23 protein-coding genes are annotated in these 25,679 nt (G+C 33.8%); 10 read left to right on the top strand and 13 right to left on the bottom strand.

The window, feature by feature from the left end:
• The first annotated feature begins 28 nt into the window (after nucleotides 1–28).
• Nucleotides 29–388 carry a YraN family protein gene (locus tag FT986_RS03135; protein ID WP_147863792.1) on the top strand — a complete coding sequence of 120 codons (360 nt, stop codon included), beginning with the start codon at nucleotides 29–31 and terminating at the stop codon, nucleotides 386–388.
• Nucleotides 389–396: 8 nt separating this feature from the next.
• Here FT986_RS03135 and FT986_RS03130 read toward each other — a convergent pair whose 3' ends face one another.
• Nucleotides 397–1,032 carry a hypothetical protein gene (locus FT986_RS03130; RefSeq protein ID WP_147863791.1) on the bottom strand — a complete coding sequence of 212 codons (636 nt, stop codon included), beginning with the start codon at nucleotides 1,030–1,032 and terminating at the stop codon, nucleotides 397–399.
• A complete protein-coding gene (mfd, locus tag FT986_RS03125) occupies nucleotides 1,022–4,411 on the bottom strand; it encodes a transcription-repair coupling factor (protein WP_147863790.1) in 3,390 nt (1,129 codons plus the stop codon). Before mfd ends, FT986_RS03130 begins: the two co-directional genes overlap by 11 nt.
• Nucleotides 4,412–4,511: 100 nt before the next feature.
• On the opposite strand from mfd, the gene FT986_RS03120 reads away from it, so the two are divergent.
• Genes FT986_RS03120 through FT986_RS03110 form a run of 3 tightly spaced genes read left to right on the top strand, consistent with a single transcriptional unit; the run spans nucleotide 4,512 to nucleotide 7,095 of the window.
• Nucleotides 4,512–4,967 (top strand): DoxX family membrane protein, encoded by a 456-nt coding sequence (locus FT986_RS03120; protein WP_255505889.1) that lies wholly within the window; start codon nucleotides 4,512–4,514, stop codon nucleotides 4,965–4,967.
• Nucleotides 4,945–5,724, top strand: a complete 780-nt coding sequence (locus FT986_RS03115; protein ID WP_147863789.1) for an SDR family NAD(P)-dependent oxidoreductase — start codon at nucleotides 4,945–4,947, stop codon at nucleotides 5,722–5,724. The genes FT986_RS03120 and FT986_RS03115 overlap by 23 nt, the downstream gene beginning before the upstream one ends.
• Nucleotides 5,725–5,739: 15 nt before the next feature.
• On the top strand, nucleotides 5,740–7,095 hold the full coding sequence (locus FT986_RS03110) for an NAD(P)/FAD-dependent oxidoreductase (protein ID WP_147863788.1): 1,356 nt from the start codon (nucleotides 5,740–5,742) through the stop codon (nucleotides 7,093–7,095).
• A gap of 193 nt (nucleotides 7,096–7,288) precedes the next feature.
• On the opposite strand, the gene FT986_RS03105 is transcribed toward FT986_RS03110, so the two are convergent.
• The 9 genes from FT986_RS03105 to gdhA form a co-directional block, all read right to left on the bottom strand.
• Nucleotides 7,289–8,077 (bottom strand): tryptophan-rich sensory protein, encoded by a 789-nt coding sequence (locus FT986_RS03105; protein ID WP_147863787.1) that lies wholly within the window; start codon nucleotides 8,075–8,077, stop codon nucleotides 7,289–7,291.
• Between the two features lie 158 nt (nucleotides 8,078–8,235).
• Nucleotides 8,236–8,865 carry a ligase-associated DNA damage response endonuclease PdeM gene (gene pdeM, locus FT986_RS03100; protein ID WP_147863786.1) on the bottom strand — a complete coding sequence of 210 codons (630 nt, stop codon included), beginning with the start codon at nucleotides 8,863–8,865 and terminating at the stop codon, nucleotides 8,236–8,238.
• Nucleotides 8,866–8,868: 3 nt separating this feature from the next.
• Entirely contained in the window at nucleotides 8,869–9,324 is a 456-nt protein-coding gene (locus FT986_RS03095) for a protease complex subunit PrcB family protein (RefSeq protein ID WP_147863785.1), read from the bottom strand.
• A 168-nt stretch (nucleotides 9,325–9,492) separates the two neighbouring features.
• On the bottom strand, nucleotides 9,493–11,979 hold the full coding sequence (locus FT986_RS03090; protein ID WP_147863784.1) for a ligase-associated DNA damage response DEXH box helicase: 2,487 nt from the start codon (nucleotides 11,977–11,979) through the stop codon (nucleotides 9,493–9,495).
• Between the two features lies 1 nt (nucleotide 11,980).
• The gene (locus tag FT986_RS03085; RefSeq protein WP_147863783.1) at nucleotides 11,981–13,576 is read right to left on the bottom strand and encodes an ATP-dependent DNA ligase; all 1,596 of its coding nucleotides are present in this window, start codon (nucleotides 13,574–13,576) and stop codon (nucleotides 11,981–11,983) included.
• Complete coding sequence (locus FT986_RS03080; RefSeq protein ID WP_147863782.1) at nucleotides 13,573–14,595, bottom strand: ligase-associated DNA damage response exonuclease; 1,023 nt, start codon at nucleotides 14,593–14,595, stop codon at nucleotides 13,573–13,575. The genes FT986_RS03085 and FT986_RS03080 overlap by 4 nt, the downstream gene beginning before the upstream one ends.
• 171 nt (nucleotides 14,596–14,766) lie before the next feature.
• Complete coding sequence (gene recO, locus FT986_RS03075; protein ID WP_147863781.1) at nucleotides 14,767–15,483, bottom strand: DNA repair protein RecO; 717 nt, start codon at nucleotides 15,481–15,483, stop codon at nucleotides 14,767–14,769.
• Nucleotides 15,483–17,753: a two-component regulator propeller domain-containing protein gene (locus tag FT986_RS03070; RefSeq protein ID WP_147863780.1), complete on the bottom strand. Its 2,271-nt coding sequence runs from the start codon at nucleotides 17,751–17,753 to the stop codon at nucleotides 15,483–15,485. Before FT986_RS03070 ends, recO begins: the two co-directional genes overlap by 1 nt.
• A 133-nt stretch (nucleotides 17,754–17,886) precedes the next feature.
• A complete protein-coding gene (gene gdhA, locus FT986_RS03065) occupies nucleotides 17,887–19,230 on the bottom strand; it encodes an NADP-specific glutamate dehydrogenase (protein WP_111539656.1) in 1,344 nt (447 codons plus the stop codon).
• A gap of 208 nt (nucleotides 19,231–19,438) precedes the next feature.
• Here gdhA and FT986_RS03060 point away from each other — a divergent pair, with 208 nt between their 5' ends.
• On the top strand, nucleotides 19,439–20,230 hold the full coding sequence (locus FT986_RS03060) for a glutamate dehydrogenase (protein WP_147863779.1): 792 nt from the start codon (nucleotides 19,439–19,441) through the stop codon (nucleotides 20,228–20,230).
• A 79-nt stretch (nucleotides 20,231–20,309) separates the two neighbouring features.
• Here FT986_RS03060 and FT986_RS03055 read toward each other — a convergent pair whose 3' ends face one another.
• Nucleotides 20,310–21,452 carry a cystathionine gamma-synthase gene (locus FT986_RS03055; protein ID WP_147863778.1) on the bottom strand — a complete coding sequence of 381 codons (1,143 nt, stop codon included), beginning with the start codon at nucleotides 21,450–21,452 and terminating at the stop codon, nucleotides 20,310–20,312.
• A 99-nt stretch (nucleotides 21,453–21,551) separates the two neighbouring features.
• Here FT986_RS03055 and FT986_RS03050 point away from each other — a divergent pair, with 99 nt between their 5' ends.
• Genes FT986_RS03050 through FT986_RS03040 form a run of 3 tightly spaced genes read left to right on the top strand, consistent with a single transcriptional unit; the run spans nucleotide 21,552 to nucleotide 23,606 of the window.
• Nucleotides 21,552–22,361: a DUF3298 and DUF4163 domain-containing protein gene (locus tag FT986_RS03050; RefSeq protein WP_187248559.1), complete on the top strand. Its 810-nt coding sequence runs from the start codon at nucleotides 21,552–21,554 to the stop codon at nucleotides 22,359–22,361.
• A 2-nt stretch (nucleotides 22,362–22,363) separates the two neighbouring features.
• Entirely contained in the window at nucleotides 22,364–22,717 is a 354-nt protein-coding gene (locus FT986_RS03045) for an arsenate reductase family protein (RefSeq protein ID WP_147863776.1), read from the top strand.
• Nucleotides 22,710–23,606 (top strand): DMT family transporter, encoded by an 897-nt coding sequence (locus tag FT986_RS03040; protein WP_147863775.1) that lies wholly within the window; start codon nucleotides 22,710–22,712, stop codon nucleotides 23,604–23,606. The genes FT986_RS03045 and FT986_RS03040 overlap by 8 nt, the downstream gene beginning before the upstream one ends.
• Here the strand turns inward: FT986_RS03040 and FT986_RS03035 are convergent.
• Nucleotides 23,593–24,081: a thioesterase family protein gene (locus tag FT986_RS03035; protein WP_111539981.1), complete on the bottom strand. Its 489-nt coding sequence runs from the start codon at nucleotides 24,079–24,081 to the stop codon at nucleotides 23,593–23,595. The two genes, FT986_RS03040 and FT986_RS03035, sit on opposite strands and share 14 nt — an antisense overlap.
• Nucleotides 24,082–24,237: 156 nt before the next feature.
• Between FT986_RS03035 and FT986_RS03030 the strand changes: the two genes are divergently transcribed.
• Nucleotides 24,238–25,104: a YicC/YloC family endoribonuclease gene (locus FT986_RS03030; RefSeq protein WP_147863774.1), complete on the top strand. Its 867-nt coding sequence runs from the start codon at nucleotides 24,238–24,240 to the stop codon at nucleotides 25,102–25,104.
• The gene (gmk, locus tag FT986_RS03025) at nucleotides 25,104–25,676 is read left to right on the top strand and encodes a guanylate kinase (RefSeq protein ID WP_111539663.1); all 573 of its coding nucleotides are present in this window, start codon (nucleotides 25,104–25,106) and stop codon (nucleotides 25,674–25,676) included. Before FT986_RS03030 ends, gmk begins: the two co-directional genes overlap by 1 nt.
• Nucleotides 25,677–25,679: the final 3 nt, after the last annotated feature.

Raw genomic sequence — 25,679 nt, 5'->3', positions numbered from 1 at the left:
GGGTTATCTTTAGTAGAAATTATGATAAATGGCTCAACACAACGAATTAGGAAAAAAAGGAGAGCAGCTTGCAGTAGATTTTTTACAGAAGAAAGGTTATAAAATTTTAGAGCGTAACTATCGTTATCAAAAAGCAGAAATAGATATTATCGCTCGGCTAAATGATACTTTATGTGCTGTAGAAGTGAAAACCCGAAGCACACCAGATTTTGGTAATCCGCAAGATTTTGTAAAACCAAAACAGATACAACAGCTAGTAAAAGCTATCGATTTCTATGTTATCGAAAATGATTTAGATGTAGAAGTACGCTTTGATATTGTAGCCATCATCAAAAATAAATTGGGTACTAAAATCGAATTTTTTGAAAATGCTTTTTTACATTTTTGAAAATCCATTCACTTTTTTTCTTCTATCAAATCCATAAAGAAAAGTGGAAAATTGACTTGAATGAAGTAATTTTCTTTAAGTAATTGAATTTCATTAGGAATGTTCCACTTAGATGTTAATAACTCTGCTTCTATAGATTTCAGTTCTTTTCGCCATAATTCTTCATCATTAGAAGTATCTAAAAAGATAAGCTCTTTATCTTGAACAATTAGAAAACCTAAAACTGTATTTTGATTAATATCCCTAAGACTTGCTTTTTCAAAAACAAAAGCTGAAGGGTGTTTCAGCAAACGCTTAACATTCTTTTTCATCCACCAATAGTAAAGACCCCTAACTAAAAGTCCTATAGTTATTCCGATAAGAAATAAGGAAATCATATGTTTAGCTTTTCCATTCATTAAATTAATAGAAGAGAAAAATAAACCAAATAAAACCCCTTCTAACATCCATTTGTTTGGAAAGAGCTTTACGGAAGGATTAAAATACTTCAAATAAAAAACTGAGCTCAAGCCTCCTAAAACTCCTATAGGAAATAATAATAATACCCTTGAAAATTCAATTTCAAACCAATAAATTAAGATTAAACTCATTGAAATTACAAAAATTGAAACTCCAATGCTTTGCTTAGTAATACTATACTTCATCTTTCACTATATTTTCTGTCTTTTTGGTGAAATTAAGTGGTTCTAATACTTTTAAAGCTTTGTCAACTGAGGTAATTTTATCAAAACTTAAGAGTAAGCGCAATCCATTACGGGTTTGTTTCTCTTTCATTTTACACTGCTGCGGGTGTGCTTGTACGTATTGTAAAACTTTAGAAAACGTATTGGTTTGATAAAAAGCCGATTGTTGATCTGAAATAAAATAACCAATCATCTTACCTTGTTTTAAGATAAGTTTCTCAATTCCAATGTGTGAAGCTATCCATTTAACACGAACACTATTGAGAAGATCTACAGCTTCGGTTGGCAATTCTCCAAAACGATCTTCTAATTCGCTTTCAAACTTTTGAAGTTCTTCTTCGGTTTTAAGCTCATTGAGTTTGGTATATAAGTTTAAACGTTCACTAATATTATTAATGTAATCATCGGGGAATAGAATTTCAAAACTAGTATCGATTTGAGTTTCTTTTACATAGATTTTATCTTCTTCTTTTTGCTGATCTGCATATAAATCTTTAAACTCATTTTCTTTTAATTCGTCAATCGCTTCACTTAAAATTTTCTGATAAGTGTCAAAGCCAATTTCATTAATGAAACCACTTTGTTCACCACCAAGTAAATCTCCAGCACCGCGAATTTCTAAATCTTTCATTGCAATATTAAATCCGCTGCCAAGCTCAGAAAACTGTTCTAAAGCGCCAATTCTCTTTCTAGCATCGTCGGTCATAGCAGAATATGGAGGCGTAATAAAATAGCAAAATGCTTTCTTGTTGCTTCGTCCTACACGACCTCGCATTTGGTGCAAATCAGACAATCCAAAATTATTCGCATTATTAATAAAAATAGTATTGGCATTACTTACATCTAATCCGCTTTCAATAATCGTGGTCGATACCAACACATCAAACTCATTATTCATAAAACTCATCATGAGTTTTTCGAGTTTCTTCCCCTCCATTTGTCCGTGACCTATCCCAATTTTTGCATCGGGAACCAAACGTTGTAACATTCCTGCTACTTCCTTTATGTTTTCTATACGGTTATGAATAAAGAATACTTGTCCGCCTCGTTGTATTTCATAAGAAACAGCATCTCTAATGATTTCTTCAGAAAAACGAATCACGTGACTTTCAATAGGATATCGGTTAGGTGGCGGAGTAGTAATAGTGCTTAAATCTCTAGCCGCCATCAAACTAAACTGCAAAGTTCTAGGGATAGGTGTTGCTGTTAACGTAAGCGTATCTACATTTTCTTTAATCGTCTTTAATTTATCTTTAACTGCCACTCCAAATTTTTGTTCCTCATCTACGATGAGTAAACCTAAATCTTTGAATTTTACATTTTTATTCACTAATTGATGTGTTCCTATAACAATATCAACTCTACCATTTTCTAATTCTTCAAGAACTTGTTTTTTCTCTTTTGCCGTTCTAAAGCGGTTCAAATAATCTACCGTTACCGGAAGATCTTTTAAACGTTCTGTAAATGTTTGATGATGCTGAAATGCAAGTATCGTTGTAGGAACTAAAACAGCCACTTGTTTACCATTATCTACCGCTTTAAAAGCTGCCCGAATGGCAACTTCTGTCTTACCAAAACCTACATCACCACAAACCAAACGATCCATAGGGCGTTCGTTTTCCATATCTTCTTTTACCGCTTGGGTAGCAGTACTTTGGTCTGGTGTGTCTTCGTAAATAAAAGAAGCTTCTAACTCGTGTTGTAAATGAGTATCGGGACCGTAAGCAAAGCCTTTTTCTAATCGTCTTTTTGCGTAAAGTTCAATTAAATTATAAGCAATGTGCTTAACTCTAGCCTTCGTTTTTTTCTTTAAATTTTTCCAAGCATTACTACCTAGTTTGTAAATTTTGGGAGCTTTACCATCTTTACCATTATACTTAGAAATTTTATGAAGCGAGTGTATGCTTAAATATAAAATATCTCGCTCCCCGTAAATGAGTTTAATGGCTTCTTGTTGTTTCCCTTCTACTTCTATCTTTTGAAGACCGCCAAATTTTCCTATCCCGTGATCGATGTGTGTTACATAATCACCAACTTCCAGATTGGTTAATTCTTTTATAGTAATGGCTTGCTTTTTAGCATACCCATTTTTAAGCTGAAACTTATGATAGCGCTCAAAAATTTGGTGATCTGTATAACCTACTATTTTACTTGTCTCTTCTATAAATCCCTGATACAAGGAAAGTACAATGGTTTTATAGTGTACTTCTTGTTCTTGATCTTCAAAAATATCGTGAAAACGCTTTGCTTGTTGTTCACTAGCGCAAAAAATATAATTGGTATAACCTTCGTTGTGGTTTTGTCTTAGGTTCTCTATGAGTAAGTCAAAATTCTTATTAAAAGAAGGTTGAGGTTTAGTTTTATATTGATGAACTGCGGTGGGGTTTAAAAAAGCCTGAGTCCCTACTTCTACCGTAGAAAAGTCTAATAATTGCTTTTTAATTTCGTTGGCGTTGCAAAATAGCTCTTCGGGTTTCCCATGCTTAATATCTTCAGAAAGCTTTTGGAAAGCTTCTTCCGCTTTAGCGAATAATTTATCTAATTGAGCACCAAAAAGGTCTAAGTTTTTAATAAAGACCACCGTTTTAGAAGAAATGTAATGTAAAAAGCTATCTCTAACTTCTTCCAACTGTTTGTTCTCTACATTCGGCATCACCGAGATTTTCTTTACCTTATCTGTAGAAAGTTGCGTTTCTACATCAAAACTACGAATGCTTTCTACCTCATCACCAAAAAACTCAATTCTATAAGGTTCATCATTACTAAAAGAAAACACATCTATAATTCCCCCACGAACCGAAAAATCTCCAGGTTCGGTTACAAAATCTACGCGCTTAAATTTAAATTCAAATAAAACCTCGTTTACAAAATCTATAGAAAGTTGATCTCCTAAAGTAATTTTTAATGTGCTTCTATCTAACTCTTTACGAGTAACGACCTTCTCAAAAAGCGCATCGGGATAAGTGACAATTACAGCGGGTTTCTTTCTAGAGTTAATTCGGTTTAACACCTCAGAACGAAGCAATACATTGGCATTATCGGTTTCCTCAATTTGGTAGGGTCTACGATAACTTCCCGGGTAGAAAAGTACATTCTTTTCTCCTATTAATTCTTCTAGATCGTTGAGGTGATATGCTGCTTCCTCCTTATCATTAAAGATTAATAAAAAAGGCTTGTCAGTTGCCAAAAAAGCTTCTGAAACCATAAAAGATAAAGACGATCCTATTAAACCTTTGGCATGTATTCTTGCTCTAATTTCTTTAGGCTGGTCAATAGATTTTTGCAACTCTTGCTGTGGCGAGAGTTGTTCAAATTTTTGGGCGATAATTGTTTTACTCATTGACGCAAAGATAATTGCTTAGTACTTTCTTCACAAGAAGGAAAAAGTTTTTTAACGTAATCTTTAAATTTATTTTTTATCATTTCCCTAACACAGATTCATGATCAAGTTGTGTAATTTGAGCTTAAAAATGTCTAACCAACAACTCGCATTTTTATTAGCTAGAATTACCTTAGGGATAAACCTTTTTATTCACGGGTTAGTTCGTATTCCCAAACTTAACGCTTTCGCGGAAGGAGTAACACAAGGTTTTCAAGAAACCATGTTGCCATTATTTTTAGTGAAGCCTTTAGCTTACGCTATTCCCGTCGTAGAACTCCTCTTAGGTTTAGCGATACTATTGGGTATTTGGACACGAAAAAGCTTAGTCGCTTCGGCTATATTTATTATTATCTTAATTAGTGGTAGTGCTTTTCAAGAAAATTGGAGTGGAGTAAGCACACAAATGCTTTACGCTTTATTTATTTTCTTTCTTATTAAAAATGAAGAATTTAATGTTTGGTATCTAACAAAAATTTCTAAAAAAAATATTCATGGATTTACGACTAAAAAATAAAAGAGTTTTCATTTCTGGTTCTACTAAAGGAATAGGTTTTGCCACAGCAAAAACATTAGCAAAAGAAGGAGCTACTGTGATTATAAATGGACGCTCTCAAGAAAGTATAGACCAAGCGCTTTTAGAATTAAAAAAAGAAGTTCCTCAAGAACTTCTTTCTGGAATTGCTTGCGATTTTTCTAAAATTGAAGAAATTGATAATGCAATTAAAGAGCTAGGAGAAATCGATATTCTCATTAATAATGTAGGCATCTTTGATGCGAAAGATTTTTTTGAGATTTCTGATGAGGAATGGAAAAATTTTTATGAAGTTAATGTACTTAGCGGAGTTCGCTTAGCTAAAGCTTTAATGCCTGCTATGCTGAAAAAGGATTGGGGAAGAATTATTTTTATTTCCAGCGAAAGCGGATTGAATATTCCTGTAGAAATGATTCAATATGGAACTACTAAAACTGCTCAACTTGCTGTTTCTAGAGGTCTAGCCGAAATTACCAAAGGCACCAATGTTACCGTAAATAGCATTTTACCGGGTCCTACATTTTCAGATGGAGTTAAAAAGATGGTAGATGCAGATGACAATAAAAAGAAAGAAATTGAAAAAGAGTTTTTCAACACCGAAAGACCTACTTCTCTATTACAACGCTTTGCAGATCCGCAGGAGGTGGCAAATATGATTACCTATGTTGCGAGTCCGCTTTCCTCGGCAACTAATGGAGCTAGTTTACGAGTAGATGGTGGAGTAGTTAAATATATATAGTTAAAACAAAATAACATGGCTTATAAAGAATATGATGTATTTGTAATTGGTACAGGAACCGCAGGGAAAAATGTAGCTAAAGCTTGTGCTAAGGCTGGACAAAAAGTAGCGATTGCAGATAATAGAGAATATGGAGGGACTTGTGCCAACAGAGGGTGTGATCCTAAAAAAGTTTTGGTGGGTTTAGCAGAAGTGATCGATAGATCACATAAAATGTTAGGCAAAGGAATTACAGAGATGCCTAAAGTAAGCTGGGAGGATATTCAAGAGTTTAAAAAGAAGTTTGTAGATAAAGTTCCGGCAGCGACCGAAGAAGATTTAAAAGAGTTGGAGATTGAAATGTATCATCAATCTCCAAAATTTATAGATGAGAACACATTATCTGTTGAAGGAAAAACTATAAAAGCAAAAAAAATTGTGATTGCTACGGGTAACAAACCCTTAGAATTAAATTTACCTGGAAGTGAACATCTTTTGGTAAGTGATGATTTTTTATCACTTAAAAAGCTCCCAGAAAGTATGATTTTCATTGGCGCTGGATATATAGGGATGGAGTTTGCTCATATCGCCGCACGAATGGGAGTCAAAGTCACTATGATCGATATGGAGTCTAGACCACTTAATAATTTTGAAGAAGCAGTTGTAAATCCATTAGTAGAAGTTAGTAAGGACTTGGGTATAGAATTTATTACAGATGCTTCAGTAAATGAAATTGAAAAATTGCGAAAAAACTTCCGCGTAAGCGCTAAAAAAGGTAGCGAAACCTTAGAAGTAAAAGCTGAATTGGTTTTTAATACTGCAGGAAGAGTTCCATCTATTGACCAGTTAGATTTAAAAAAAGGAAATGTGAGTTTTACTAAAAAAGGGATAAGTGTGAATAAATTTTTACAAAACCCAAGCAATAAAAACGTGTTTGCTTGTGGTGATGTCTCAGATAGTGAAGGCTTACCTTTAACTCCGCTTTCTTCGCAAGAATCTAAAGTGGTATTTTCTCACTTAACGGAAGAAAATATTAAAGAAGAAGCTACATATCCGCCACAACCCTCGGTTGTATTTACATTACCCCAAATTGCTTCTGTAGGACTAACAGAAGAACAGGCGAGAGAAAAAGGTTATGATGTAATTATTGAAGAAAAAACAGATTTAAATTGGTTTAATGCAAAACGTATTAATGAACGTCATTATGGTTACAAAACTATTGTAGACAAGAAAACAGATCTTATTCTAGGTGCTCACATTATAAGTCCGGAAGCGGGAGAAATGATTAATCTTTTTGTGATGGCTATTTGCGGAGAACTTACACGCTATGATCTTAAAAAAATGATTTTTGCTTATCCTACTTGGGGAAATGATATTAAGGGGATGATTTAATTAGTATTTAGTAATGAGATATTAGATTTTAGAAGATAGATACTCAAATGTAGATTTTCAAATTAGTGTAGAAGTTAGCAATTTTAAAATCAGCACATTTAAACATTTTAAAATCACCTGAATCCTATCAATGCAGCGGTCTAAACCCTAATCTCTCACAGGCGAAGCTGATCTAATTACTCAATTCTAACTACTATTTCATCAATCGATACATTGGGTTCTGCTTTCGGTTAACAAAACCATGATAAGCAATATTAAGACCGATTAAAATTGCTCCGCCCAAAGCTATATATGCAATTAAATTTTCTTCGGAAGAATGACGTATGTAGATAGCAAATAGTGCCCAAATCCCAACTGCTGCAAACTCTCTCATATTTCTTGTATAAATAATGATGATGTTTAAGAATGTGGCTACAATAATCATAATTATAGTCCATTGTATTTCAGTGAAAATTGCTCCATCCCATCCTATTTTTGCTAAATAAGCAGAAATATTGGCAATGGTGGCTACCGCAACCCAACCAGCGTAGAAGCAAATAGGCCACCAGCTAAAAGCTATAATTTTTAGCGGAGCATCCCATCGTTCCATATTTGTATTGAGAATAATTTTAATAAGGGAAAACAGAATTAGCAACATAAAAAAGATGGAGAATCCTGTATATTCATATAGCCAAACAATTACCCAAGCTGCGTTGGCAAGGTTGGCTATCACAAACCAGAGACTTGTTTGCTGAAGAAATTTTAGATCATTTTTAGATCCGAATGCCTGATAGATTTGATAACCAGAAAAAGCTAGTAATCCTATATAAATAACTCCCCAAATGGCAAACGCATAACCTGCAGGAGTAAATAAATTATAATATTCATCACTCAAACTCCCCATTGTATTTCCGTTAAGTTGTATGGCTTGCGTGTAGTAGCTTACAAAAAGGGTAATTAAAACAGAAATGAAATTAAGTACAGCTAGTAATTTTGGTTTCATAGTTGAATGTCTTTATTCGTCATTTTAAATTTGATCTAGAATCTCCTACTCAAGTTTAATTATTTTAAATATTAACATAAAATGATTTGAGAGTGACGAAGTTTCACTCGAATTTACTAAAGAGCTGATTAAACCCACGTTAGTAGTAAGTTAAAGTTTTAAGCAACCTGAATTACTTTAGTGTTTGTACAAACGTACACTTTTTCATTTTCATTAGGATTCATTACATATACTCCTGTAAATTCCCCAAAAGCAGGTAGTATGAGTTGGTTTTGACTTTGGAAGAAACATTTTAGTTTGAAGTGTTGTTTTCCCATTCCAGACAATCGATAACCAGGATGTATATGTCCGCAAATATTAAAAGTACCTTCTTTTTCTTCTGGGTGGTGCGTTAACCGAAATCTTCCCATATGAAGTTCTGGTATTACCTCAACTCCAATTTCTTCAAAACGAAGCGGAGAAATAATATCATGATTTCCTGTAATTAATATGATTTCAGCTGATTGAGATTTTACCCAACTTTCAAATAAATTCCATTCCATATTTAAAGCGCTATGGAAAAGATCTCCCAGAAAAATAATTTTTTGCGGCTGAAATTCTTTTACCGCTTCATCTAATCTATCGAAGTTTTTTTGAATAGCACTTTGAGGAACTGCACTTCCGTATTTTCTAAAATGAGAGATTTTACCTAGATGAACATCGGCAATTAGTAATGCTTTTTGATCCTCCCAGTAAGCAACACCGTGACGTGTAAAATGAAAATGATTATGTAAGATATTTATAGTCAAGGATTATTTAATTTCTTCAAAAACAATTTTACGTTCAGTTTTAATAATGCTAGCTAAATAATAAGGTTGCGTCATTACGCTTGTAGCCATACCCTCTGGATGTGATTTTCTGTATTTAAAAATGATTTTATCTGGAGTTTGTTCACTTTCTACAATCTCAATAGAATGTCCGCCGGTGGTTTGTTGTTTATCAAAAAGAACAATCAATATTCTTTCTTTAAAATCTATTGAAAGGTTAGGCAAATCATTAGAGGATTTACCTGTAGAAATTATCTTCTTTTTGAGATTTATCCAATCTTCTTGAGAAGTAATTACCATCTGTTGTTCATCAATCTGTTCTTTTCCATTGCCATAAAGGTTGCCTTGCGAAATTTTTTTCAGAGAAAGTTCTATTGGTTTTTGGGCAGAGTTACAGCTAAATAAAATAAGTGTAAGACTTATACAGAGAAGTTTTTTCATTGTTATGAATTAAGATTCTAAGGTAATATTTTGAACTTTGAATAAATACTGATTTAACACACTTTTTGCGTTAAGGATAAAAGAGAAATCCCGCAGTAAGTAGAAGCGATAGCGTCAACTTACGAGGAATTGAAACGTATAGCCTGACCCTTTAGGGTAACGCCCAAATTATTTTTCTAGTTGTTTTAGCATACGCTGAATACGATCTTCTAATTTTTCTGAAGAAAGCTTTTCTCGTAATCTATCGGTAATAATAGGAAAAGAAAATGGTGTGGGTTTATCGCAGTTTTTCCAAATAATATCTTGATGATTTATTCTTTCTAGAGCTAACCTCAACCTTCCTTCCTCTAATTGATGTTCAAAAGTTTCTGTAAACGCTTGCTGAAATAAGAGATTTTGAGGCTCATAGTCTCTAAAAACATCAAATAGTAATTGTGAACTCGACTGTAAATGTTTGCTTTTGACTAATTTATTGGGGTAGCCAGTAAATACCAAACCTGCAATGACAGCAATATCGCGAAATTTTCGACGAGCCATTTCGGTAGCATTTAAACTTTTATATAAATCATCCATCAAAAAATCAGCAGAAAATAAATTGTTATCTAGCACTTGTTGCATATCGATTTCTTGATCTGATAATAGCTCAAAACCATAATCATTAAACGCAATGCTAAAAGAAATAGGAGACAATAAACTTATGCGATATGCCAACAGACTGCCTAAAGCTTCGTGCACAAATCTACCTTCAAAGGGATAAAATACTGCATGATAACCTTCTCTGGTTTTAAAGGTTTCTATTAGAAATTGATGTTGTTTAGGAATGATGGATTCTTTAAGTTGTCTTTTTAGAATAGGCTCTAAGGCTTTTAACTCCTTCGATTTCTTAGTATTTGTTTGATGAACACTTTCTGCCGCATCATATAATTCTTCTCGAAGCAGTTCACTCATTTGAGCAGAAAAGGTCATCCTGCCGCCCATCCAACTGGGTACCTTTGCTGTTTTTTGTTTAGATTTTCTTACTTGTACTTGCATTCCCTTGATACGAACCAGTTCTAAATTTCTTCCCGCAAAAGTAAACACATCCCCGGGTTTTAATTTGGAGACAAAAAATTCTTCAATCGTACCAATATATCCTCCTTTGATGTACTTTACACTTAATACCGCGTCACTTACAATAGTTCCTATTTGCAAACGGTGGCGCATTGCTATTCCTCTATGGTTCACTTTAAATTTGCCATCTTCTTCTATTTCTACTTTTTTATATTCATCATAAGTCTTTAAACTTTCTCCTCCAGTGGTAATAAAATCTAAACACCATTCCCATTGTTCTTGAGTGAGTGCTTGAAAACAAAACGTAGATTTAATTTCAGGATAAATTTCTTGCGGATAAAACCCATCAGACACTGCTAAGGTGGTGAGGTATTGTACCAATACATCAAAACTTTGTAAATATGGAACCCTATCTTCTACTACGGTATTTTTTGCTGCTTTTTGAAGAGCAGCAGCTTCAATTAATTCCATAGCGTGAGTGGGCAGAAAATGAATTACACTTACTTTTCCTGGTTGGTGACCACTTCTTCCTGCTCGTTGTAAGAACCGAGCCACACCTTTTGGTCCGCCAATTTGAATAATAGTTTCTACAGGAGCAAAATCTACTCCTAAATCTAAACTCGATGTACAAACGACGGCTTTTAAGTTCTCATTTCTAATGGCTTGCTCGACCCATAGTCGAGTTTCTTTATTGATGCTCCCGTGATGCATCGCAACTTCACCTGCAAATTCAGGATACTTTTCCATTAACTTCTGAAACCACAATTCACATTGAGATCGAGTATTGGTAAAAATTAAAGTGGTTTTAGATTTTTTAATGATTGGCACGACTTCATCTAAGAGGTGTAAACCTAAATGACCTCGCCAAGGGAATTTTTCCATCTTTTCAGGAATGATAGATTCCACTTGAATTTTTTTCTTCAGCTTCGCTTTTACTAAAACAGAATTTTCATTTGATTTACCCGTAGGTCCTAATAAAACATCTTTCGCTTGATTTAAATTACCTATCGTAGCAGAAATACCCCAAATTTTTAGATTTTTAGATACAGTTTTTAATCGGGATAGCGCAAGCTCCATTTGTACACCCCGCTTGGTACCTAAAAGTTCGTGCCACTCGTCAATAACGACCGCGTTTAAATTTTGAAAAAGATGATCATATTTTTTTGAAGTTAGCAATAGCTGTAGACTTTCTGGGGTGGTGATTAATAAATCTGGCATATTCCTCTTTTGTGCCGCTCGTTCTTTTTGTGAAGTATCTCCCGTTCTAATCCCTACAGTAATCGTTGGATCAATATCTTGACAAAACCGAGTTGCTGCTTGAGAAATTTCTACAGAAAGTGCTCTAAGAGGAGTAATCCATAAAGCTCTTAACCCTTTTTTCTTCTGTTTAGTTTTTTGCTTTTCTTTTAATATTTCTAGAGCAATTGGTACCCAAAGGGCGTAAGTTTTTCCGCTTCCTGTAGGCGCGTTTAGTAATCCGTTTTTTCCAGACAAAAAAGCTTTCCAAGTTTGTTTTTGAAAAGTAAAAGGTTTCCATTCTTGTTCTAAAAACCAATGTTCGGCAACTGTTAAAAGTTGTTTCTTAGTACTCAGCTTATTTTCCATATTATTTAGGAATTAAAGCTTTTAAATCTTCTAACGTATTAGCGTCTTCTATCTTTTTATCTTGTCGCCAACGCAAAATTCTAGGGAAACGCGTGGCTACTCCGCTTTTATGACGTTTTGATTCGGCAATACCTTCAAAGGCAATTTCAAATACGTGATGTGGTGTCACGCTTCTCACAGGACCATAGCGTTCTAAAGTATTTCTTTTGATCCAAGCATCTACTTTACGGAATTCTGCATCGGTTAAACCGGAATAAGCTTTAGCAAAGGTGACCAGTTCTTCTTTACTTTCATCCCACAGCCCAAAAGTATAATCTGTAAATAAATTACTACGTCTTCCGTGGCCACGCATGGCGTAAGTTAGAACAGCATCTATGGTTAACGGATCTACTTTCCATTTCCACCAATCTCCTTTTTTTCTCCCTACCAAGTAAGGAGAATCCCAACGCTTTAACATTAACCCTTCAGATTTTACTTCCCTAGAGCGTTCTCTTTCTTTTGCAGCTTCTTCCCAATTCTCAAATGAAATAGTTAAAGACAGGTGCAGCGGTATTTCTTCCGAAGCTACTTTAGCATAAAGCTTTTCTAAGATATTTCGGCGTTCGCGATATGGTTTTTCTCGAATATCTTCTCCCTCCCACTCCAAAACATCATAAGCTTTTAAAATAACAGGTGTTTTTTCTAGTAATTTTTTTGTGATATTTTTTCGACCTATTCTGGTCTGCAAATCTTTAAACGTGCCTATTTCATTTTCTGGGAAAGGCAAAATTTCTCCGTCGATAACTGTTCCATCAGGAATTATATCAATAAACTTTTCAAATTCGGGGTATTTATCGGTTACCAATTCTTCCCCACGACTCCACACAAAAAGCTCGCTATTTCTAATAATGACCTGAGATCTAATACCGTCCCATTTATGTTCTGCCGCCCAATCTTTGACACTACCTAAACTTTCTGGCTTATCTTCAATAGCATAAGCGAGATAAAAAGGGTAAGGTTTAGAAAGAAAATCTTCTGGCTTTTCTTCGAGTACTAAATCGTTAAACGTTGTGGTTGCAGGATCCCAATTACCCATGAGTTTGTAAGCGAGAATATCCTCATCTATATCGGTAGCTTTTGATAAAGCTCTAGTCATTAATTTTTGACTCACGCCTATTCTAAAACTACCTGTAATTAACTTGGTAAATACAAAACGCTCATAATAGTTTAAACTGAACCAATTCTCTTTTAAATATTCTTTCTTCTCTTCTTCCGAACGCGGCTTTAATTCTATAATTTCTTGTAAAAACTGATGTAGACTTTTTTCTGAAATTTCTTCTGAAGGCGGAATAACCAATGCAATCGTTTCGGCTAAATCTCCTACAATATGGTAGGATTCTTCAAAAAGCCAAAGCGGAATTTTTGAAAATTCTGATGTCCAAGTTCTCATTAATGTTGTATTTACCGGTCTTGGTGGACGCCGATGAGAAAGAATAGCAATAGTCCAGACTTTATCTTTATCTGAAGCTGTTTTCAAATAATGAGCAAGCGCTTCCACTTTAAGTGTGGTTTTATTGGTGCTATCTAAGGTTCTTATGAGTTCTGCAAATTGCTTCATCCGTTCTCTTCTTTTTCTTTAGAAACTTCTTCTGCGTTTTCCTCTTCATATTGAGTTTGCTCAGTTCTCGCATCATAACCTTGTTCTGCTAAAAAGCGTGAAAATATATCGGTATAACCGTGTGTACATATTATTTTTTCGGCTCCTGTAGCTTTTATAGAAGTAAGCAAGCCTTGCCAATCACAATGATCGGAAAGCACAAAACCTTTATCTATTGCTCTACGACGACGAGCACCTCTAAAAGTCATCCAGCCACTGGCAGATGCGGTAACATAAGGAACCATTTTTTTTATCCAAGTTGAACCGTGTGCGCTTGGCGGAGCAATTACTATATTTCCTCTTATTTCTTCTTTTTTGGTATCTCTCGTAATTTTATGTGTTGGTGGTAAGTCTGCGATGCTTCGAATTACCTCTGTCATATTTTCTACTGCACCGTGGGTATAAATTTGACCTATAGAAGTGTCTAAATGTTTTAAAATACGTTGTGCTTTTCCTAAAGAATAACCAAATAAAACGGATGTTTTACCGTCATCTCTATTTTGCTGCCACCACGTATTAATATCGTTAAAAACTTGCTCTTGAGGTACCCATTTAAACGCAGGAAGTCCAAATGTACATTCTGTAATAAACGTATGACATTTTACGACCTCATAAGGCACAGCCAGACCGTCATCCTCTGTTTTATAATCTCCGGTAAAAACCCAAACTTCTCCTTTGTATTCTACTCTTATTTGCGAAGAACCGATAATATGCCCTGCCGGATGGAGAGAAAATTTCACCCCATTTATCGTAAATGTTTCATTCCATTCTTTACCAGCCACGGTTATATCTCCTAATCGATGTTTTATGATCGCAACGTTACTATGATGTGTAATGTATTGCTGATGTCCCCACCGAGAATGATCGGCGTGACCATGAGAAATGATGGCTTTTTTTACTGGTTTCCACGGATCTATATATACGTCTGCCACTTCACAGTAAATACCTTTTTGATTAAAAACGAGTAAGGGTGTTTTCATAACCTCAATTTACAGAAAAGTAATTTTGAATGCTGAAAAAGCCTTAAATCTTAGCGGAATTTTAAGAGGTGTTACGTTAAAACGATGCAAGATGTCAATTATTTCTGCAGACTCAAAGTAGTAAACCATTGACAAGAGCAAGATTTTTGTTCTTTAACAAATGGTCATTCCCTAAAACAATTGATATAGAATATCTAATGATTTAGGTTTTCTAAAACCTTGTAATTGCAGTTCGTAATACAACAACATCATTTCTAGAAAGCTTTTTCGTTGAGTTTGGTTGAGTTTTAATTCTAAAGCTTCAGCTGGAGTTTGTTCTAAAAACTGCTTCAGTAAATAAGTGTTTGTATTACTAATGCAGTATTTATTAGTTTCGAATTTCTGAAAATCGCCATCTAAAAGATTAAAAAATGGAGCTTCCAAAGTTTCTGTATTGGGAAAAAAACCTACATACCGTGTTAACTTTACTAAAAACCATAAATGGAAATTAGCGAAGTTTTTTGTATTATCTAAACTTGTGAAAGATTCTTCTAAAAATTGAAATAATGCTTCGTTCTTTTCCTCCTCTTGGATACTATTTCGCAACATTTCAGCTAAAAAAAGAGCGATAGAAGACTTATAAACGTCTGTTGGAATATGTTGATAAGGAGGGTTTACTTTTGCTTCCCTAATATGTTCTAAGGTTCCTTTATCTTTATGTTTAGCAACTAAATCTAACTGTGTTAGCACCTGAAACATGGAGGCTTTCAACTTTCCTTTTTTACTTTTTAAAATATTTCTACACAAGTATGATTTAAGTCCGTCACTTTGAGTAAAACATTTAACTATAAGGTCGGCTTCGCTGTAGCGGATAGATTGAATGACTATAGCTCTGGTATGTACAAGCATTACCTAATTACCATAATTTTAGTAACCTTAGTCTCTAATTGATCATCTGATGTAATCAATACCATATATACCCCGGACGCCACTTTATGTTTTCCAAATGCCCGACTGTCCCATTGAACACTTCCTCCTTCCGAAATTATTTCATACACTAAGTTTCCTTCAATATCTGTAATTTTCACATTTGCGCCTTCTCGCAAACCGTCTATAGTTACCATCCCAGAATAACCTGGTCTAACTGGGTTTGGGAATGCTCTAACTTTTTCAAAAGTTTCCGCAGATGAAGTGGCAGTTCCTCTAAAAGCGACTAATCCATTCGTAGTTCCTATATAAACTTTTCCTGTAGATTCATCTATTTCAATATCGGTTACCGAATTGGAAGGAAGCGGACTGTTTTCTGTTGTAAAACGATAAATAGTTTCTTGACCATTTGAAGAAAGGTAAAAAGCGCCAGCTTCGGTAGCGATCCATTTGTTATTATTTCCGTCAACGGTAATAGCAGAAATGCTGCTTCCGGCTAAAAGTTCTTGTGCCACGCCATCATCATCTAATATAATAATCTCATTTGTGCTGGTATTTGGGTTTTCAAATATTCCTGATGGTCCAAAAAGAACTCTTAACCCTCGTGATGTTCCTATCCACAATTGATTATTATTATCTAAAGCTAAACTTTTTACATAATTATCGGGAAGATTCCCTGCAGTCTCCAAACCTTTAACCTTAGCAAAGGTATTGGTTGAGGGCTGATACCCAATAACACCATCAATATAACTTCCAAAATAAATATTCCCCGAGTTATCAATAATTAGCTCTGTTAATCCCAAGTTATCACTACCACTTCCTGGAGCTATTTCTGAAGTATCAAAAACTTGAAAACCTCCACCAGAAGAAAGCTTAAACAATCCATTATCTACTCTAGAAACATTTCCCCAGAGATTTCCATCCCTATCAAATGCAATTCCGTTTACCCTAACATCATTATTTATTACACTTTGCAAAGGAGAGTTTGTAATGTCATAAACATTTTGCAGTTCATTCTCTTGTATCTCTAAAAGACCTCCAAAAAAAGAACTTAAATAAACCTGACTTGTATTGGTTGGGTTGATTGCTGATCTAGCAATTTCTTCTGTATTGTCTAAATTTGCGAAAGGTATATTAATCCACTCCTCATTTATAAGATGACTAACCCCTGCTCTTTTTAAAGGATATGGATCAAAAAAAACATCATAATCTCCGTATGTCACCCAAAGTTCGTTAGGAATAACCGACAGACCAAACACGTCATTTCTTAAAGGCCCATCTGGACTTAAATATTGAAAGGCCGCAGTGTTACTTGCAGTGGTAGACAATAATCCTTCACTCAAATCTCCCAAGTAAATAACTTGCTGATAAATGGTTGCACTACTTAAATTAACAGGTACATCACCAAAATTTGAAATATTAATTAAAGTGTTTAATTGATTGTTATAAACCTTTATTCTATTAGAAGTGGTTACAATTAAGTTTTCCTCGTTGACACGGAAATCTTTTACTTCTTGATTAAATTGATCTCTATTCACAAATGTATTTCCTTGCAATTCTTGTAAGCTATTACTATTATTAATTACATATAAGCTATTAGAAAGGTTGACTACTCCTCTAAAGGAATTGTTTGAAATATTTTGCCAAATTGAAAAATCTACCAAATTAGAGCTATTTACATCTGCAAAGCGTATTCCTCCTCCCTGAGTAGCTGCATAAATTTTATTATTAAAAACTGTAGTTTGAGTAACTGTAAGTTGTTCCCCTGAATCGCCAATTAAGTAAGTGTCTCCAAATTCTAAGTTATTCATCCTAAATTCTGAAATACCGTAATTGGTTGAAATAAGTAATTTATTTTCATATTCATAAAAATGATTAATTCTCCTATTGGTAGGAGGTATCGTCACTTTTTCAATAATATCAACTACTTTTAAAACTGTTTTATCTTGTGGGTTATACACATCGATAAGACCACTTTTATAACCAATAAATAACAAATTATAATTTGCTGAAAAATAGATGGTGTTTATCTTCTCACTAGAAAGTCCTTGTATAGAGGATATTTTTTCAATCTCTTGAGTTCCTCTTCTATATGAAAAAACAGAGTTTTCCGCAGCAGCGAATATCTTACCCGCCCCTGTAGAAACATCTTGTATACTGTAATAAGAGAATAAATCTTCCCAATCTAAATTTTGTGTTTGAGCTTGAGAAAACAAGCTTATAAAAAAGAAAAATATTAGTATTCGTTTCATGAAGTTATAACTATGTGTACCTAATAATATTGTAATCTTAAGCAAATATACTCATATCCTTATAGCTTAGCTTTAAAAAATTGAGCATAAAAAAAGCCGCAAATTGCGGCTTTTTCAAACACTTATAAACTTATTAAACCGCTCCTTGAGCTAGCATAGCATCAGCAACTTTAACGAAACCAGCAATATTTGCTCCTTTTACGTAATCTATATATCCGTTTTCATCTGTACCATATTTTACACAAGCTTCATGAATATCGTGCATAATACCAAACAATTTTTCATCCACTTCTTCTGAAGTCCAATTGTAACGCATAGAGTTTTGAGACATTTCTAATCCTGAAGTTGCCACACCTCCTGCATTTGATGCTTTTCCTGGAGAGAATAAAATTTTTGCTTTTTGAAAAACTTCAACTGCTTCTGGAGTACATGGCATATTTGCCCCTTCTCCTACACAAATACATCCATTTTCTACTAAAGTTTTAGCATCTTCTTCTAAAAGCTCATTTTGAGTAGCGCAAGGTAAAGCGACATCACATTTAACGTCCCAAGGTGTTTTCCCTTCAAAATACTTAGCATTAGGATATTGATCTAAATATTCTTTAATTCTACCTCTTCTCTCATTCTTAAGCTCCATTACAAAAGCTAATTTCTTTTCATCAATTCCCTCTTCATCATAAATATATCCAGAAGAATCTGATAAAGTCACTACCTTTCCTCCTAATTGAGTTACTTTTTCTGAAGCATATTGCGCCACGTTTCCTGAACCTGAAACTACAACTGTTTTCCCTTCAAAAGTATCTCCTTTAGTTTTAAGCATGCTTTGTGCAAAATATACATTTCCGTAACCTGTAGCTTCTGGGCGAATTAAAGAACCTCCGTAAGAAAGTCCTTTTCCTGTTAGGATTCCTGTAAATTCATTTTGAAGTCTTTTATATTGACCGAACATAAATCCTATCTCGCGAGCTCCAACACCTATATCTCCTGCAGGAACATCTGTATTAGCTCCAATATGCTTAGATAATTCTGTCATAAAGCTTTGACAAAAACGCATCACTTCATTATCAGATTTTCCTTTAGGATCAAAATCTGATCCACCTTTACCACCTCCCATAGGAAGAGTAGTTAAACTATTTTTATATACTTGCTCAAAAGCCAAGAATTTTAAAATACTTAAGTTAACTGATGGATGAAAACGTAAACCTCCCTTATAAGGACCAATAGCAGAATTCATTTGAATACGAAATCCTCTATTAATTTGAATGTTACCTTCATCATCTAACCAAGATACTCTAAACATAATCACACGTTCTGGCTCCACCATTCTCTCTAAAAGCATCTTATTTTGATACTTTTCATTTTCTTCTATAAAAGGAATAATGGTCTCTGCCACTTCGTGAACCGCTTGCATATATTCTGGCTCATTGGCATTTCTTTTTGAAACTTTATCTAAAAAGTTTTTTACACTTTCTTTCATAATTTTTTTGGAAAATATTTTAAACAATTATTGTATTAAGTTTTACAAATATAAAGTTTCTTTGGCTGAGAAGTATTTCATTTTTGAATAATCTTCATTTTAATAACGCTCTCATTAATAAATTGATATAAATGCGGAGATAACGAAATTATATTTCCTCCTAATTTTTGTTTTTATATATTTGCCAAACTAACTTAAGTTTTTTTTAATGAAAACTAGCCGTCTACTTTTAACCTTATCCTTGTTGTTTTTATGTAGCACAGCCAATTATGCTCAATCTTTTTCACAAGAAATAGGTGTAATTGCTGGTCCTGTAGCCATGAAATCTGATTATGGTCTTAGAGGAAACTCCGAAACCAATTTTGGAAATATTGGTCTGGGTGTGGGCTTAGTACATTACATTAATTTTGCTTACCGAGCAGATTGTAATTGTTATAGTAGAGATAGGTATTTTAACGATCATTTTAAAATTAGAACTGAGTTAGACTACCACGTTACCAAACTTGAACACTTTGGTAAAGAATCTGAAAAAAATTCTATTGGCGGATTGAAGCTTAGATCGATGCATGGAAAAGCCAAAGTTTTTGAAATTGGCCCACACTTAGAGTTTTTCCCACGCAGTATTAGAGACTTTGAGGCTGGAGCTTATAAATTTGCTCCATATATAAGCTTAGGAGTACATTTTGTAAATTACGACCCTGAGGTTGAAACTGATTTACCTGGAAGAATAGGTTCTCAAGCAAATACATTTTACGAGTTTTTGGCTCCTTCAGGAGAAGATCCATATATTGATACCTCATCTGGCACTACCTATTCTATCGTCTTTAGTGCGGGAACACGTTATCGATTAAATGATTATAGTGATTTACTCATAGATTTAAAATGGCATTCATATGGTACAGATTTTATCGATGGACTAGACCACGACAACATTCAAAATAAATCTAATGAATGGATGGTTTGGCTTAATGTAGGATACATTTATTACCTTAATTTTTAAATTATTTAAATACTCATAATAAAAAAAGCACTCATATAATGAGTGCTTTTTTGTTATTACATTTTTTACACAAACATCATTAGCCTAATGCTTGTTTTAAATCTTCAATCAGGTCTCTTTCATCTTCTACTCCTACACTTAAACGAATTAAGGAATCTACTATCCCTATTTTTTCTCTTCCCTCTTTTGGAATAGAAGCGTGAGTCATACTCGCAGGGTGACCTGCTAAAGATTCTACACCGCCTAAAGATTCCGCTAAGGTGAAAACTTTTAATTTTTCAACGAAAGAAATTGCTTCCGGCAGGCTATTATTCTTGGTGGTGAAAGAAACCATTCCGCCAAAATCTTTCATTTGCTTTTTAGCAATATCATGATTAGGATGAGATGGCAGTCCTGGCCAATATACTTTATCTACTTTGGGATGATTTGATAAAAATTCAGCTACAGCTTTACCATTTTCACAATGTCTTTGCATTCTTAGATGAAGTGTTTTAATGCCTCTTAATACCAGAAAACTGTCTTGCGGACCCGCAATCGCTCCGCTTGCATTTTGGATAAAATATAGCTTATTTGCGAGCTCCTTATCTTTTACAGCTAAAACCCCCATAACGACATCACTATGACCTCCTAGATATTTAGTAGCGCTATGCATAACGATATCTGCACCTAAATCTAAAGGTTGTTGTAAGTATGGAGTAGCAAAAGTGTTATCTACCGCCAATAGGGTTTGATGTTTTTTACTAATTTCTGCGACTGCTTCAATATTAATAATATTCATCATTGGATTGGTTGGTGTTTCCACCCAAATCAATTTTGTATTTTTATTGATGTAATTTTCAATATTTTGAGCTTCGCTCATTCCTACAAAATGAAATTTAATTCCAAAACCTTCAAAAATTTTGGTAAATAAGCGAAAGGTTCCTCCATATAAGTCATTGGTAGAAATCACCTCATCTCCAGGTTTTAGAAGTTTTAATATTGCATCTATTGCGGCTAAACCAGAACCAAAAGCCAATCCGTAATTTCCGTTCTCTAAACTAGCTATAGATTTCTCTAAGGCAGAACGGGTGGGATTACCGCTTCTAGAATATTCAAAACCCTCATGCCCTCCAGGAGTAGATTGTGCATAAGTAGAAGTTTGATAGATAGGCGGCATGACCGAATTGTATGCAGGATCTATGTCTTCTTGGCCCCCATGTATGGTTCTTGTATTAAACTTCATCTATTATTAATTTAAAATATTTGTCTATCAAAAATACTATTCTATTTGCCGAATCGCAAAATTGACCTTACCTTTAGTTATTGTTTTTAATATATGATAATGAAAAAATTTTCGCTTTTAAGCTTATGTTTTCTGTTAATTTTGAGTGTGGGTTGTAAAGAAGAAAACAAAACTACAACGAATGAAAAAGCACCTATAGAACAAGAAAATTCTAATTCTACGATTTTCAACTATAGCATAAAAAATATATCAAAAAGTACTTTAGCTACTTGCAAAAGAAACCCTTGTCCCCAAATGGACATCAAGTATTTATACATTACGAATGATTCTAATGTTGGAGAAAAAATAAATAAGGCTAATGAAGAGAATTTATCCTCTATCGTACAAACCCCTAATGACAGTATTTCCTATAAAAAAATTGACGAAGGTGTAAATAAATTTATTGAAGATTATATTTCTTTTAAAAATGAATTTCCAGAGTCTCCTGCTGTTTATGAACTAAAAATTGACCAAGAACAATTATTTGAAAATAACCAAACTTTAGTTTATTCTACTATTTTCTATACGTATACAGGAGGTGCGCACGGTTATGGTGCTAAACTCTACCATACCTATGATAAGAATACAGGTGAAATAGTAACTAATGAAAAGCTTTTAAAAAATAAGAATGCTTTTAAAGCTTACGCGGAAGGAATGTTTCGAAAGAAGTTTAATCTTACTGAGAATGAAAGTCTGAATAAAAATGGTTTTTTCTTTGAAAATGACGAGTTTAAGTTAGCTGAAAATATAGCCGTTACCAAGGATAGTCTTTATATGATTTACAATGCTTATGAAGCTGCAAGCTATGCTGAAGGTGATATTAAATTTTCGTTCCCTAAAGAAGATGTCGAAGCTTGGTTAAATCAATAAAAATGAAAAAAGTATATTTTCTCTCTACCTGCGATACATGTAAAAGAATCCTAAAAGAATTAGACTTAAAGGATGATTTTACCAAGCAAGATCTAAAAAAAGAACCATTAACCGAATCTCAACTTGATGAGCTTTACACCTATTCTCTTAGCTATGAAGACCTTTTTAATAAAAGAGCCAAACTTTATAAAGAAAGAGATCTAAAGGCGAAAAACTTATCTGAAACGGATTATAAAAATTTACTATTAGAACATTACACTTTTTTAAAAAGACCAGTTTTTATTCTTAACGATGAAATTTTTATAGGGAACAGCAAAAAAACGATTGAAGCTTTAAAAAAGCAGTTGAGTGAATAATCGCATTTTAGCTATTCTTGCAGCTATAGGCGCTAGCACTATTTATGGCATAAACCATACTCTTGCTAAAGACGTTATGCCTACGTATGTTCAACCCTATGGTTTTATATTATTGCGTGTAGTAGGCGCCTCCATTTTATTTTGGAGTTTAAGTTTTTTAAAAACCTCACAGAAAATAAAGAAAGAAGATTGGCCCAGATTAATCGCCTGTGCAATTTGCGGTATGGTAATTAATATGCTTTTCTTTTTTAAAGGGCTAAGCCTTTCTACTCCCATAAATAGTTCAGTTATCATTACACTCTCACCCGTTATGGTATTATTACTGGGGGCGATAATTCTAAGAGAAAGAATTACCTTATTAAAAATAGCAGGAATAATTGTAGGTCTTATTGGCGCGTTAATATTAGTGTTTTTTAGCTCGAGTACATCTACCAACGCTCCTAATATCCCATTAGGTAATATTTTATTTATTGTCAACGCTTTTTCTTTTGGTCTTTACTTAATTTTAGTAAAACCGCTCACCGCAAAATACGATGCTATAACGTTAATGAAATGGTTATTTTTAATAGCCACCATCATTAACTTACCCATTACCATTGGAGAGTTTAATGAAATTGTTTGGCAAGAAATCCCCACTGTTGTCTTGTGGCAAATTGCCTTTGTGGTTGTTGCCACCACCTTTATGACTTATTTACTTAACATTTTCGCTATTAAACACCTTTCTGCTTCTACACTTAGTGTTTTTATGTATTTACAACCTCTAGTTGCTATTATTTATGCAACTAGCGTCGGCGCAGATCAACTCAATTTAGTGAAAATAGTAGCTGGTTTATTTGTTTTTACTGGAGTATATATGGTGACGAAAAAGAAAACGGTTACAACAAACTAGGATCTACATCTTTAGGTTTTTTACCAAACCTTCTTGTATCTTCTTTAGTTAAGATTTTAAAATCTTCTGTTCTACTCAAAGTATTTAATTGCTCTAAGAGATTTTTAGGCAAAGTTACTAGCGACCTTTCTTTTAAATCAATCCAAGAACCTAACATTTCACAACTTGCACAATTTCTTCCTTTATGATCATAAATATTATGAAGAAATTCAAAAAACATTCCATCTTCAGATATTCCTTTAAGCTCTAAACTAACGCTCACGGGTTTACCTGCAAAGACTTCTTTAAAATAATAAATATGCTCATAAAAAACTACTGGACCAATGTTATATTCAGCTAACTGTTTCTGTCCAAAACCGTGCTCCAGTAAAAAAGCCATCCTCGTATGACTCATAAAATTCATATAAGCCGAATTGGCTAAATGTCTATTGGCATCTATATCGCTCCAGCGGATTTCAAATTCTTTTGTAAACATACTTTTATTTTTATTGTGCAAGCATAGCAAATTTAAAACATAAGTTTCAAATAATTTGCCTTTATTTAACGTAATAGCCACTACTAAGAGCAAAATATAATAATTATCGTTAAGCAGTTAGTTTTTATTACCTTTGCGCAACTTTAAAAGAAAGACATGATTCAATCCATGACTGGTTTTGGAAAGCACATGGTAGAGCTTCCTAACAAAAAAATTACTATTGAAATTAAAACTTTAAATAGTAAAAACCTAGACCTTAATACTCGTATGCCTTCTCAATACCGAGAAAAAGAACTGAGTTTAAGAAATAAAATTTCTAAGGAATTGCAAAGAGGAAAAGTAGATTTTTCTTTATACGCAGAGGTTACAGGCGAAGAGACTTCGGCATCCATTAATAAAGTGGTAGTAAAAAATTATATAGAGCAACTAAAATCAATTCCGGAAAGGGGAACAAAAGACGACGTTGAACTTTTAAAAATGGCCATTCGTCTCCCCGATGCTCTTAAAACTGAGCGTGAAGAAATTGATGAAAATGAATTTGCAGCTATTGAAGATGGGGTTGAAACGGCTTTACAAGAAGTAACGCAGTTTAGACTTGATGAAGGAAAAGTTTTAGAGCAAGATTTTGTTTTACGTATCAATAATATCAAAAGTATTTTGGCAGAAATTATTGCCATAGATCCCGAGCGTGTAGAAGCCGTAAAAGAAAGATTACGTAAAGGAATAGCCGATTTAAAAGAAAATGTAGATGAAAACAGGTTTGAGCAAGAATTGGTTTATTATATTGAAAAATATGACATTACCGAAGAAAAAATACGCTTAGACAATCACCTATCTTACTTTACGGAAGCATTAAATTCTCAAGATTCCAACGGTAAAAAATTAGGGTTTATAGGGCAAGAAATTGGTCGGGAAATCAACACCATTGGAAGTAAATCTAATTACGCCCCAATGCAAAAATTAGTGGTACAAATGAAGGATGAGTTAGAGAAAATTAAAGAACAACTTTTAAACGTTTTATAATGATTGAAGGTAAATTAATCGTTTTTTCAGCACCCTCAGGATCGGGTAAAACCACCATTGTTAGACATTTATTAAAGCAAGAAGATCTCAATTTAGATTTTTCTATTTCAGCGACATCAAGAGAACCACGAGGAGATGAAGTTCATGGTGAAGATTATTATTTTATGTCTTTATCAGAATTTAAAACTCACATTAAAAATGATGATTTCTTAGAATGGGAAGAAGTTTACCGAGACAATTTTTACGGTACTTTAAAAAAGGAGGTAGAACGCATTTGGGCTCAAGGTAAACATGTTGTTTTTGATATAGATGTTGTAGGTGGTCTTGATATTAAACATATTTATCCTGAAAGAACTTTGGCTGTATTTGTACAACCACCAAGCATCGAAGAACTTAAAATAAGACTCAAAAAGCGAAAAACAGAGACTGAAGATCGCATTAATATGAGGGTAGCAAAAGCGAGTATAGAAATGGCTACCGCTCCACAATTTGATTTTATTATCGTTAATAACGATCTTCCTAAAGCTTTATTAGAATCTTATACTTTGGTTAAAAATTTTGTGAGTAAGTAAAAC

It is taken from the genome of Mesonia sp. K4-1, assembly GCF_008017825.1.
GTDB lineage: Bacteria > Bacteroidota > Bacteroidia > Flavobacteriales > Flavobacteriaceae > Mesonia.
The sequence above is the reverse complement of the archived record's forward strand: the minus strand, read 5'-3'. Positions and strand labels throughout refer to the sequence as shown.

Coding starts and splice junctions, on each gene's coding strand:
- FT986_RS03135 (WP_147863792.1), top strand. CDS start 29: ATGGCTCAACACAACGAATTAGGAAAAAAAGGAGAGCAGCTTGCAGTA.
- FT986_RS03130 (WP_147863791.1), bottom strand. CDS start 1,032: ATGAAGTATAGTATTACTAAGCAAAGCATTGGAGTTTCAATTTTTGTA.
- mfd (WP_147863790.1), bottom strand. CDS start 4,411: ATGAGTAAAACAATTATCGCCCAAAAATTTGAACAACTCTCGCCACAG.
- FT986_RS03120 (WP_255505889.1), top strand. CDS start 4,512: ATGATCAAGTTGTGTAATTTGAGCTTAAAAATGTCTAACCAACAACTC.
- FT986_RS03115 (WP_147863789.1), top strand. CDS start 4,945: ATGGATTTACGACTAAAAAATAAAAGAGTTTTCATTTCTGGTTCTACT.
- FT986_RS03110 (WP_147863788.1), top strand. CDS start 5,740: ATGGCTTATAAAGAATATGATGTATTTGTAATTGGTACAGGAACCGCA.
- FT986_RS03105 (WP_147863787.1), bottom strand. CDS start 8,077: ATGAAACCAAAATTACTAGCTGTACTTAATTTCATTTCTGTTTTAATT.
- FT986_RS03095 (WP_147863785.1), bottom strand. CDS start 9,324: ATGAAAAAACTTCTCTGTATAAGTCTTACACTTATTTTATTTAGCTGT.
- FT986_RS03090 (WP_147863784.1), bottom strand. CDS start 11,979: ATGGAAAATAAGCTGAGTACTAAGAAACAACTTTTAACAGTTGCCGAA.
- FT986_RS03085 (WP_147863783.1), bottom strand. CDS start 13,576: ATGAAGCAATTTGCAGAACTCATAAGAACCTTAGATAGCACCAATAAA.
- FT986_RS03080 (WP_147863782.1), bottom strand. CDS start 14,595: ATGAAAACACCCTTACTCGTTTTTAATCAAAAAGGTATTTACTGTGAA.
- recO (WP_147863781.1), bottom strand. CDS start 15,483: ATGCTTGTACATACCAGAGCTATAGTCATTCAATCTATCCGCTACAGC.
- FT986_RS03070 (WP_147863780.1), bottom strand. CDS start 17,753: ATGAAACGAATACTAATATTTTTCTTTTTTATAAGCTTGTTTTCTCAA.
- gdhA (WP_111539656.1), bottom strand. CDS start 19,230: ATGAAAGAAAGTGTAAAAAACTTTTTAGATAAAGTTTCAAAAAGAAAT.
- FT986_RS03060 (WP_147863779.1), top strand. CDS start 19,439: ATGAAAACTAGCCGTCTACTTTTAACCTTATCCTTGTTGTTTTTATGT.
- FT986_RS03055 (WP_147863778.1), bottom strand. CDS start 21,452: ATGAAGTTTAATACAAGAACCATACATGGGGGCCAAGAAGACATAGAT.
- FT986_RS03050 (WP_187248559.1), top strand. CDS start 21,552: ATGAAAAAATTTTCGCTTTTAAGCTTATGTTTTCTGTTAATTTTGAGT.
- FT986_RS03045 (WP_147863776.1), top strand. CDS start 22,364: ATGAAAAAAGTATATTTTCTCTCTACCTGCGATACATGTAAAAGAATC.
- FT986_RS03035 (WP_111539981.1), bottom strand. CDS start 24,081: ATGTTTACAAAAGAATTTGAAATCCGCTGGAGCGATATAGATGCCAAT.
- FT986_RS03030 (WP_147863774.1), top strand. CDS start 24,238: ATGATTCAATCCATGACTGGTTTTGGAAAGCACATGGTAGAGCTTCCT.
- gmk (WP_111539663.1), top strand. CDS start 25,104: ATGATTGAAGGTAAATTAATCGTTTTTTCAGCACCCTCAGGATCGGGT.